General features: G+C 67.9%; 12 protein-coding genes. All 12 read left to right on the top strand.

Features of this window, described 5'->3' with window-relative positions:
* Nucleotides 1-63: 63 nt before the first annotated feature.
* Nucleotides 64-2,112 (top strand): phage terminase large subunit family protein, encoded by a 2,049-nt coding sequence (locus tag AC2SGK_RS17660; RefSeq protein ID WP_488324716.1) that lies wholly within the window; start codon nt 64-66, stop codon nt 2,110-2,112.
* Nucleotides 2,112-2,327, top strand: coding sequence for a phage head-tail joining protein (locus AC2SGK_RS17655; RefSeq protein WP_488324715.1), 216 nt, complete (start codon nt 2,112-2,114; stop codon nt 2,325-2,327). Before AC2SGK_RS17660 ends, AC2SGK_RS17655 begins: the two co-directional genes overlap by 1 nt.
* Nucleotides 2,328-2,329: 2 nt before the next feature.
* Complete coding sequence (locus AC2SGK_RS17650) at nt 2,330-3,826, top strand: phage portal protein (protein WP_488324714.1); 1,497 nt, start codon at nt 2,330-2,332, stop codon at nt 3,824-3,826.
* A complete protein-coding gene (locus AC2SGK_RS17645; protein WP_488324713.1) occupies nt 3,826-5,148 on the top strand; it encodes a S49 family peptidase in 1,323 nt (440 codons plus the stop codon). Before AC2SGK_RS17650 ends, AC2SGK_RS17645 begins: the two co-directional genes overlap by 1 nt.
* A 52-nt stretch (nt 5,149-5,200) precedes the next feature.
* Nucleotides 5,201-5,581 (top strand): head decoration protein, encoded by a 381-nt coding sequence (locus AC2SGK_RS17640; protein WP_263848494.1) that lies wholly within the window; start codon nt 5,201-5,203, stop codon nt 5,579-5,581.
* Between the two features lie 26 nt (nt 5,582-5,607).
* The gene (locus tag AC2SGK_RS17635; RefSeq protein ID WP_488324712.1) at nt 5,608-6,630 is read left to right on the top strand and encodes a major capsid protein; all 1,023 of its coding nucleotides are present in this window, start codon (nt 5,608-5,610) and stop codon (nt 6,628-6,630) included.
* A gap of 11 nt (nt 6,631-6,641) precedes the next feature.
* On the top strand, nt 6,642-6,956 hold the full coding sequence (locus tag AC2SGK_RS17630) for a head-tail joining protein (protein WP_488324711.1): 315 nt from the start codon (nt 6,642-6,644) through the stop codon (nt 6,954-6,956).
* Nucleotides 6,953-7,582: a DUF6441 family protein gene (locus AC2SGK_RS17625; protein ID WP_488324710.1), complete on the top strand. Its 630-nt coding sequence runs from the start codon at nt 6,953-6,955 to the stop codon at nt 7,580-7,582. Before AC2SGK_RS17630 ends, AC2SGK_RS17625 begins: the two co-directional genes overlap by 4 nt.
* A gap of 63 nt (nt 7,583-7,645) precedes the next feature.
* Nucleotides 7,646-7,903, top strand: coding sequence for a type II toxin-antitoxin system ParD family antitoxin (locus AC2SGK_RS17620; protein ID WP_488324709.1), 258 nt, complete (start codon nt 7,646-7,648; stop codon nt 7,901-7,903).
* Nucleotides 7,903-8,247 carry a type II toxin-antitoxin system RelE/ParE family toxin gene (locus AC2SGK_RS17615; RefSeq protein WP_488324708.1) on the top strand — a complete coding sequence of 115 codons (345 nt, stop codon included), beginning with the start codon at nt 7,903-7,905 and terminating at the stop codon, nt 8,245-8,247. Before AC2SGK_RS17620 ends, AC2SGK_RS17615 begins: the two co-directional genes overlap by 1 nt.
* A 33-nt stretch (nt 8,248-8,280) precedes the next feature.
* The gene (locus AC2SGK_RS17610; RefSeq protein ID WP_488324707.1) at nt 8,281-8,703 is read left to right on the top strand and encodes an acyl-CoA transferase; all 423 of its coding nucleotides are present in this window, start codon (nt 8,281-8,283) and stop codon (nt 8,701-8,703) included.
* 24 nt (nt 8,704-8,727) lie between these two features.
* Nucleotides 8,728-9,594 (top strand): phage tail tube protein (locus tag AC2SGK_RS17605; RefSeq protein ID WP_488324706.1); only part of this gene is annotated, 867 nt, incomplete at its 3' end.

The following is a 9,594-nucleotide window of genomic DNA, read 5'->3' as shown; positions in this document are numbered from 1 at the left end:
AACGGCAATCCGGGGCATCGGTGACGATCGAGACCGCGATCATGCAGAGGGTGCTGGAAGCCCATGTCCGCGAACAGCTCGACGCCCTCGCCGACCTCCGGGTCTCGCTTGCATGATGAGGATGACGACAACGATCTGACCGAGGGTCTCGACCTCGGCTTCGACGGCGCCGAGGACCTGCTCCGGGTCTGGCGGCAGGGGATGCGCCCTGACCCGAACCTGACGGTCTCGGAATGGGCGGATCAACATCGCTGGCTGTCATCGCGCGGCGCGGCCGAGCCGGGGCGCTATCGCACCGCCCGCGCGCCCTATTTGCGCGAGATCATGGATGCACTCTCGCCCGGCCATCCTGCCCAGCGCATCACGTTCATGAAGGCAGCGCAGGTCGGGGCCACGGAAGCGGGCAACAACTGGATCGGCTTCGTCATCCACCACGCGCCGGGGCCGATGCTGGCGGTGCTGCCGAGCCTGGAACTGGCCAAGCGGACGTCTCGGGGTCGTCTTGATCCCCTGATAGCGGATAGCCCGGCGCTCCGCGAACGAGTGAACCCGGCGCGGTCGCGCGATGCCGGGAATTCGATGCTGTCGAAGGAATTCCCCGGCGGCATCCTGGTGCTGACCGGCGCGAATTCCGCCACCGGCCTGCGGTCGATGCCTGCGCGCTATGTCTTTCTCGACGAGGTCGACGCCTATCCTGCCTCGGCCGACGAGGAAGGCGATCCGGTCACGCTGGCCGAGGCCCGGACCACCACCTTCTCGCACCGGCGCAAGGTGTTCATGGTCTCGACGCCCACAATCCGGGGGCTGTCCCGGATCGAGCGCGAGTTCGAGGCATCGGACCAGCGGCGCTACTTCGTCCCCTGCCCGCATTGCGGGACGATGCAATGGCTGCAGTTCGACCGGCTGCGCTGGGCAAAGGGGAAGCCGGAAACCGCCGCCTACCATTGCGAGGGTTGCGAACGTCCCATCGCCGAGCACCACAAGACCGAAATGCTGGCCCGCGGGGAGTGGCGGGCGACGGCGGTTTCCAGGGATCCGAAGGCCATCGGCTTCCATCTCTCGGCGCTCTACTCGCCCTTGGGCTGGAAAAGCTGGTCCGACGTCGCGCGGGAATGGCTGGCGGCCCAGGGCTCGGACGAGACGTTGCGCGCCGCGCGCAACACGCTTCTGGGCGAGACATGGGTCGAGTCGGGCGACGCGCCGGAATGGCAGCGGCTGGCAGATCGTCGGGAGAGTTGGAAGCCGGGCACCGTGCCGATGGCGGGGCTGTTCCTGACCGCCGGGGCGGACGTCCAGAGGGACCGCATTGAAGTCGACATCTGGGCCTGGGGCCGGGGCCTCGAGTCCTGGCTTGTCGATCACATCGTCATTCCGGGCGGCCCCGACGATCCCGCCGCATGGGACAAGCTGACGACGCTTTTGGGAAAGAGCTGGCAGCATGCCAACGGCGCCTTCATGACCGTGGCGCGGCTCGGGATCGACACCGGGTACGAGGCTGCGGCCGTCTATGCCTGGTCGCGCAAGGTGGGGTTCGAACAGGTCGCACCCCTGAAGGGCCTCGAAGGCTTCAACCGGGCGGCACCGGTTTCTGGCCCGACCTTCGTCGATGCGACCATCGGCGGCAAGCGCCTGCGCCGCGGCGCGCGGCTCTGGTCGGTGGCAACGGCGACGTTCAAGGCGGAGACCTACCGCTTCCTGCGGATCGAACGCCCCTCGGACGAGGACCGGGCTAAAGGGGTGCTTGAAGCCCCCGGCACGATCCACCTTCCCGGCTGGGTGGACACCGAATGGCTGAAGCAGCTGGTAGCGGAGCAGCTGGTCACGATCCGGAACAAGCGCGGCTACGCCCATCAAGAGTGGCAGAAGATGCGCGAGCGGAACGAAGCACTCGACTGCCGGGTCTACGCCCGTGCCGCGGCGTGGATCCTCGGCGCCGACCGATGGGACGAGGCGACCTGGCGGCGGCTGGAAGCACAGGCGGGTGTGGAAACGCGCATGCCCACGGCCGTGGCGGCCGAAACCACAACCGACCCGGCCCAGCCCAAGGCCGGAACCCTGACCACGCCGCGCCGGAAGCGGCGGGCCTACACCCCGAACTTCATGAGGGACTGATGGATCTCGACCGTATGCAGGCCCTGCTGACCGCGCTGCAGGAAGCCCGCTTCGCCGGGCTGCGCAGCGTCAGCTACGACGGCAAGACCGTGACCTATGGCTCGGACGCGGAACTGGCGACGGCGATCCGGGATCTGGAGGGTCGGATCGCAACGGCCAGCGGCACGTCTGCCCGTCGCCGCCGCTGGGGCACCGTGGCCACGAAGGGTCTGTGACCATGGTCCTCGACGCCTTCCGTGCGCGGCTCGGGTCCATCATCGGCGGGTTCGACGCGGCGCAGTCCCATCGGCGCATGCGCGGGTTCCGTGCCACCCGCGCGCATGTGAACACGCTGATCGCCGCCTCGGGCGAGACGATCACCGCCCGGGCGCGCTGGCTGGTCAGGAACAATGGCTACGCTGCGAACGCCGTCGATGCCTTTGCGAACCATGTCGTCGGTGACGGGATCAAGCCCTCGTCGAAGGTCGCAGACGCGACGAAAAAGGAAGAGTTGCAGAAGCTCTGGCTTGCCTGGACCGACGAGGCCGACGCCGAGGGGCTGACCGACTTCTTTGGACTGCAGCGGCGGGCCGCGCGCGAGGTGTTTCTGGCAGGTGAAGTGTTCCTGCGCATCCGCACCCGCCGCCCCGAAGATGGACTGACGGTGCCGATGCAGCTGCAGATGCTGCCGTCAGAAATGCTGCCCCAGGACATGACCCGCGTCCTGCCCGGGGCGGGGTCGATCCGGCAGGGCATCGAATTCGACGGGATCGGACGCCGCGTCGCCTACCACTTCCTGCGCCGCCATCCAGGCGACATGACCGATCCGGGGTTGGCCGGAGAAACCGTCCGGGTTCCGGCCTCGGAGGTGATCCACATCCTCGACCCCCTCGAGGCGGGCCAGCTGCGCGGCGTGTCGCGCTTCGCCGCGGCCGTGGTGAAGCTGTTCACACTCGACCTTTATGACGACGCGGAACTGGAGCGGAAGAAAACCGCGGCGATGTTCGCCATGTTCATCACCTCGCCCGCCCCGGAAACCGCCCTCGATCCGGCAGAGGACGATCTCGAGGTCGAACCGGGCCAGGTGGTGCGGCTCGATCCCGGCGAAGATGTCACCACCCCTTCGACGCCGGATTCCGGGTCCACCTATGAGCCATTCCAGTACCGGACGCTGCTGCAGATCGGTGCGGCGCTGGGCGTGCCCTATGGTTATCTGACTGGCGACACCGCCAAGGGCAACTTCTCGAACACGCGGATCGCGCTGGTGGATTTCCGCCGCCGCATCTCGGCCTTTCAGCATTCGGTGATGGTCTACCAGCTCTGCCGCGCTGTTTGGACCCGCTGGATGGACATGGCCATGCTAGCCGGGGCCATCGACCTGCCGGGCTATGCCACCGACCGGCGGCAATACCTCGCTTGCGACTGGCTTCCCACCAAGTGGGACTGGATCGACCCCGCCAAGGATGCCGCTGCCGAGATCCTGCAGATCGAGGCGGGCCTGAAATCCCGCACGCAGGCCATCGCCGAGCGGGGATATGACGCCGAACAGGTCGACCGCGAAATCGCCGCCGAACGGAAACGCGAGGCAGAGCTGGGTCTCGACTTCCGGCGGCCTGGATCGCCTGCGCAGGCGGTGGGAAGCGGCGCTGCGCCGCGTGATGCCGAGGGCCAGCAAGAAGAAGACACGGACAACGACGGCGAGGACCGAGAACCCCGGCCCGCGGAGGAAGGATGATGCACCACACCCAGATCGCCCAGCGCGTCTTCAACACGCCCCTGATGGTCGATCTCGCCAAGGCGCTGGCCTTCCTGACGGGGCTGGGGCCCCGGATCACCGGGCAGGACATCAGCATCGAGGGGCTGGAAATCGCCGCCGAAGATCGGGATACCGCCACCCTGCCCGCCCGGGCCTCACTCTTTGGCGACGACCTGACCAGCCGCAAGGCAAGGAATGGCGGCCAGCCCTTCACGGTGGTGGACGGGATCGCCGTCATCGAGATTGCGGGCACGCTGGTGCATCGTGGGGCGTGGATCGGACAATCCTCTGGGCTGACCTCCTATGAGGGGATCGCGGCCCAGCTGCAGGCGGCCCTTGCCGATCCGGCGATCCGTGGCATCGCGCTCGACATCGACAGCTTCGGCGGCGAGGTGGCGGGGGCCTTCGATCTGGCGGATCGCATCCGCGCAGCGAGGGCGCAGAAGCCGGTCCATGCTTTCGTCGCCGACCACGCCCTCTCGGCCGCCTATGCGCTGGCCTCCCAGGCTGACCGGATCATCCTGCCGCGCACCGGCGCCGTCGGCAGCATCGGCGTCGTGGCCATGCACAGCGACATGAGCGGGGCGCTCGATCAGAAGGGCATCGCCGTCACGCTGATCCATGCAGGCGCGCGCAAGGTCGATGCGAACCCTTACCAGCCGCTGCCCGAGGCCGTCCGCGACCTGATTGCAGGCGAACTTGAGGAGCTCCGCCAGCTCTTCGCCGAAACCGTCGCCGAAGGGCGCGCCCGCCGCCTCGACACCCTCCGCGCGCTGGGCACCGAGGCCGCCGTGTTCCGCGGCGAGGCGGCGGTCTTCGCCGGTCTCGCCGACGAGGTGGCCGATCCCGTCACCGCCTTTCGCGCGTTCGCCGCCGCACCCCGCGGCACATCCACCCTCACATCCAACCCCAAGGGAAAGGGCCCGATGATGACCACTGCCCCCGAAGACGATGCGCAGCCTGCAGCCGCGCCTGCCACCAGTCCTGCGCCGGAACCGGCCCCGCCCGCGGCAATCGCACCGCCGCAAACGGCGGCGGCCGCGATGTCGCCCGAAGCGATCCGGGCCGAGGCGGCAGAGGTTGCGCAGGTCTGCGCACAGGCCGCGCGCCTCGGCATCCAGATCGACGCTGCCGATGCGGTCGCCAAGGGCGTGAAGCCCGAAGCCCTGCGTTCCAAGGTCCTGGCCGATCTCGCCGCCCGCAGCGATGCCGCGGGCATCATCGCCACCGCCCCGGCGGCAGGCGCGAAGGAAAGCCCCATCGTGGCGGCCGCGAAGAAATCGGCGGCCGCCTCGCGCTGACGCGCACCGCACGGATCGAACGCCCCCCCACCAACATCCCGGAGACTGAACCATGCCCGTCCTGACGGAACCGCCCAGCATGGGCGACATCCTCAAATACGAGGTCAACCCGAACTACACCCGCGAGGTGGTGACGCTGCTCGCGGGCATGCCCTATCCCGTCGGCTCGGTGCTGGGCAAAATCACGGCCAGCGGCAAGTACACCCTGTCGCCCGCGACCGGAGCCGACGGATCGCAGGTCGCGACGGCCGTCCTGCTTTACGCCGTAGACGCCACGCTTGCCGATGCCACCGGCATTGTGCTGGTCCGCGGCCCCTCGATCGTATCGCGCGCGGCCCTCGCCTACGGCGCCACCGTCGATGACGGCACCAAGATCGCCGCCAAGATCACCCAGCTCGCGGCCGTCGGCATCATCGCCCGCGACGGCGTCTGACCCCCTCATTCCCCCGGAGCCACACCATGACCCTCGTCCGCAATCCCTTCGACGCTGGCGGCTATTCGCTGGCCGAGATGACGCAGGCCATCAACATCCTGCCTAACCTCTACACCCGCCTCACCCAGATCGGCCTCTTCCGCTTCGAAGGAGTTAGCCAGCGGTCCGTCATCATCGAGCAATACGAGGGCGTCCTGAGCCTTCTGCCGTCCGTCCCCCTCGGCGGCCCGGCCACGGTCGGTACCCGCGAGGGCCGGTCGATGCGCAGCTTCGCCCTGCCGTGGATCCCGCATGACGACGTGGTCCTGCCCGCCGACATCCAAGGCCAGCCCGCGCTGGGCGCTTTCGATGCGGCCGACCCCCTCGTCGAGGTGATGAACCGCAAGCTGCTGCTGATGCGCCGCAAGCATGCCCAGACGCGGGAATACATGGAGATGAACGCGCTCCGCGGCATCGTGAAGGACGGGGCCGGGACGACCATCTACAACTACTTCACGGAATTCGGCCTGGCGCAAATCTCGGTGGACTTCGTGCTGGACACCGCAGGCACGAACGTGCAGGGCAAGGTCCGCGAGGTGCTGCGCGCCATCGAGGACAATCTGCTGGGCGAAGCGATGACCGGCGTCCATGCGCTGGTCAGCCGCGAGTTCTTCGACAAGCTGATCGCGCACCCGAAGACGGAAGAGGCCTACAAGTTCTACGCCTCGACCGGCGCCCAGCCGCTGCGTGAGGATGTGCGGCGCAACTTCCCGTTCGGCGGCATCCTGTTCGAGGAGTATTCCGGCACAGTCACCCTCTCGACCAAGGCGACCGAGCGTCTTGTCCCGGCAAACGAGGGGATCGCCTTCCCCATGGGCACGATGGACACCTTCACCACCTATGGCGGCCCCGCGAACCTGCTGGAAACCGCCAACACCATCGGCCTGCCGCTCTATGCCCGCCAGCATCTCGACGAGAAGGGCCGCTGGATCGACGTGATGACCGAGGCCTCGATCCTGCCGGTCAACAAACGACCCCGGCTGGCGATCCGTCTGCACACGTCGAACTGACGGACCCACCCATGTCCGTCTTCGCCGCCGCCATGGATCGCATCTTCACCCATGCCTCCATGGCGGCCCCGGCCCTCTGGATCTCGGCCACCACCTCCGAGGAACGCCCGATCCGCATCATCCGCCGCGCACCCGACCGCGTCACGGACTTCGGCGCGGGCCGGTTCGTCAGCGACACGACGGTGGTGGATGTGCGCGTGGCCGACCTCCCCGCCCCGCGACCAGGCGACGTGATCGTCATCGGCGCGGACAGCCATGTCATCCAGGGTGAACCACTACGCGATCGCGAACGGCTGATCTGGACACTCGAACTGAGGCCTGCATGAAGCTGAAGCTGGAAATCAACCCCGACCTCGCAGCCCTGATGCAGGCGAAAATCGAAGCCGGGGAAAAGGCCGTCACCACCGCCATGCGCGAGGCAGGCGCGAGCCTCAAATCCGCCTGGCGCGGCCAGATCACGGGCGCAGGCCTCGGCACAAGGCTCGGAAACTCGATCCGGCTGGCCACCTATCCCAAGGGCAGCGCGAGCCTGAACGCCGCGGCGCTGGTCTGGTCAAACGCCCCGGTGATCGTCGGGGCGCATGACACAGGGCCGCTGATACGGTCGCGCAACGGGTTCTGGCTCGCCATCCCCACCCCGGCCGCGGGCAAGTCCACCCGCGGCGGACGGATCACCCCGGGTGAATGGGAACGCCGAACGGGATTGCGCCTACGCTTCATCTACCGCCGTCGGGGACCGAGCCTGCTGGTGGCCGAGGGGCGGCTGAACTCGAAAGGCCGCGCGGTGGCATCCCGCGCAAAGTCTGGCCGCGGGCTGACCACCGTGCCGATCTTCCTCCTCGTGCCGCAGGTAAAGCTGCGCAAGCGGCTCGATCTGGCGCGAGATGCCGAGCGGGCCATCGACGGCATGCCGGGGCGGATCGTGGCGGGGTGGGCTGAAACACGATCATGACGGGGCCTGTCGACACGGCAGACACATTGGCATATATTGCCAATGATCCGCAGGGAGACTCCCATGGCCACCAGAAACGTCGTCCTGACCGAAACGCAATCCGACCTTGTCGACCGCCTGGTGGCATCCGGTCGGTATCAGAACGCGTCCGAGGCCCTGCGCGCAGGGCTGCGCCTTCTCGAACGCGAAGAGGCGGAACTTGGCGCGTTGCGCAGCCGTCTGACGGCGGGGCTGGATCAGGCCAGGCGTGGCGACCTGGCAGAGGGCAATGGCGAGGATGCCATCCGCCGGGCTTTTGCCGCCGCACGTGCCAATTCCTGATGCCGAAGCCCTGGCGCCTGACAAGGCAGGCGGAGGCCTCGCTGATCGAGATTGCCCGCTGGACCATCGAGACTTTCGGACCACGACAGGCAGCGGCCTATGAAGATGACCTGATCTCGGCCTGCCGCGAGATCGCTGCGGGCACCGCCCTGTCACAGGACTGCCGTCGGCTCGTTGATCCCGATCTGGCCGAGAACCTGCGCTTCACGCGCGCAGGCCAGCACTTCGTGGTCTTCATTGAAGACGCCGACCAGGTGATAATCGTGGACTTCCTGCACAGCCGCGCCGACCTGCCGCGACGGCTGGCCAACCTGCCGCTGCCGAAAGGTGGCGGGGAACACTGACCCCGGGCCTGTCCCGGAACCCCGGAACAACAGATGCTCACCATTCGCGAAACCGTCCTCGCCGCGTTGCACGCGCGGCTGCAACCGCTTGCCGCCCTCACCCTGCGTGACGAGGTCCTGCCCGAGCGGATCCCTGCGGGAGGGCTGATCATCCTGCGCGACGGCCAGCCAGGCGAGCCGGAGGTGACGCTTTCGCCCCTGCGCTATCACTACCAGCACCGGGCCGAGCTGGAGGTCGTCATCCAGGCGGGCACCGGCCGGGCCAGCACCTTTGACGACTTGGTCGCCGCCATCGGCGCGGCGCTGGAAGCTGATCGGACGCTGGGCGGCCTCTGTGACTGGGTCGAACCCGAGGCCCCAGCCTCGGTCGACTTGCCCGTCGAGGGCGCCGCGGCCCTGAAGGCGGCGGTGATCACCGTCGTCCTGCACTATTCCACGGCCGATCCGCTGGCCTGACCCCACTCACCATAGGAGACTACGATGGCACGAGCCCATGGGGCGCGGGCGCAGATGGCGCTTGCATTCGAGACCGTCTACGGCACCCCGCCCGCCACCGGCTACCGCACGGTGCCCTTTGCCAGCACCACGCTCGGCTCCGAACAGCCACTGATCGCCTCGGAACTCCTGGGCCAGGGGCGCGACCCGCTAGCGCCGATCAAGGACGCGGTCACCGCCGATGGTGACGTGGTGGTGCCGATCGACGTCGAGAACTTCGGCCTCTGGCTGAAGGCCACCTTCGGTCAGCCCACGACCACCGGCACGACGCCAAAGACCCACACCTTCCAGTCGGGCAACTGGACGCTTCCCTCCATGGCCATTGAAGTGGCGATGCCCGAGGTGCCGCGGTTCGCCATGTATGCGGGTTGCGTCATGGACCAGCTCAGCTGGCAGATGAACCGGTCGGGGCTTCTGACCGCGACCGCCCGGCTTATCGCCCAAGGAGAAGCCATCGCCACGACCACCGCCGCGGGGACGCCGACCACGCTGGGCCTGCAGCGCTTCGGCCATTTCAACGGGGTGGTGAAGCGCAACGGCACGGCGCTTGGCAATGTCGTCTCGGCGGAGATCACTTATGCCAACGGCCTCGACCGAATCGAGACCATCCGCAACGACGGCAAGATCGAAGGCGCCGATCCCGGCATGGCCGCCCTCACCGGCCGGATCGAGGTGCGCTTCGCCGATAGCGCCTTGGTCACGCAAGCCATCGACGGCACGCCTTGCGAGCTCGAGTTCGCCTACAGCCTCGGGGCGAATGCCAGCTTCACCTTCACCGCCCACGCCGTCTACCTGCCCGTCCCGCGGATCGAGATCCCGGGGCCGCAAGGCATCCAGGCGACCTTCGACTGG

Source organism: Paracoccus sp. NIOT.M2S5SZ12 (assembly GCF_057748165.1).
The sequence above is the reverse complement of the archived record's forward strand: the minus strand, read 5'-3'. Positions and strand labels throughout refer to the sequence as shown.

Excerpts from the sequence above, each read along its gene's own strand:
- AC2SGK_RS17660 (WP_488324716.1), top strand. The coding sequence starts at position 64 with ATGTCCGCGAACAGCTCGACGCCCTCGCCGACCTCCGGGTCTCGCTTG.
- AC2SGK_RS17655 (WP_488324715.1), top strand. The coding sequence starts at position 2,112 with ATGGATCTCGACCGTATGCAGGCCCTGCTGACCGCGCTGCAGGAAGCC.
- AC2SGK_RS17650 (WP_488324714.1), top strand. The coding sequence starts at position 2,330 with ATGGTCCTCGACGCCTTCCGTGCGCGGCTCGGGTCCATCATCGGCGGG.
- AC2SGK_RS17645 (WP_488324713.1), top strand. The coding sequence starts at position 3,826 with ATGCACCACACCCAGATCGCCCAGCGCGTCTTCAACACGCCCCTGATG.
- AC2SGK_RS17640 (WP_263848494.1), top strand. The coding sequence starts at position 5,201 with ATGCCCGTCCTGACGGAACCGCCCAGCATGGGCGACATCCTCAAATAC.
- AC2SGK_RS17635 (WP_488324712.1), top strand. The coding sequence starts at position 5,608 with ATGACCCTCGTCCGCAATCCCTTCGACGCTGGCGGCTATTCGCTGGCC.
- AC2SGK_RS17630 (WP_488324711.1), top strand. The coding sequence starts at position 6,642 with ATGTCCGTCTTCGCCGCCGCCATGGATCGCATCTTCACCCATGCCTCC.
- AC2SGK_RS17625 (WP_488324710.1), top strand. The coding sequence starts at position 6,953 with ATGAAGCTGAAGCTGGAAATCAACCCCGACCTCGCAGCCCTGATGCAG.
- AC2SGK_RS17620 (WP_488324709.1), top strand. The coding sequence starts at position 7,646 with ATGGCCACCAGAAACGTCGTCCTGACCGAAACGCAATCCGACCTTGTC.
- AC2SGK_RS17615 (WP_488324708.1), top strand. The coding sequence starts at position 7,903 with ATGCCGAAGCCCTGGCGCCTGACAAGGCAGGCGGAGGCCTCGCTGATC.
- AC2SGK_RS17610 (WP_488324707.1), top strand. The coding sequence starts at position 8,281 with ATGCTCACCATTCGCGAAACCGTCCTCGCCGCGTTGCACGCGCGGCTG.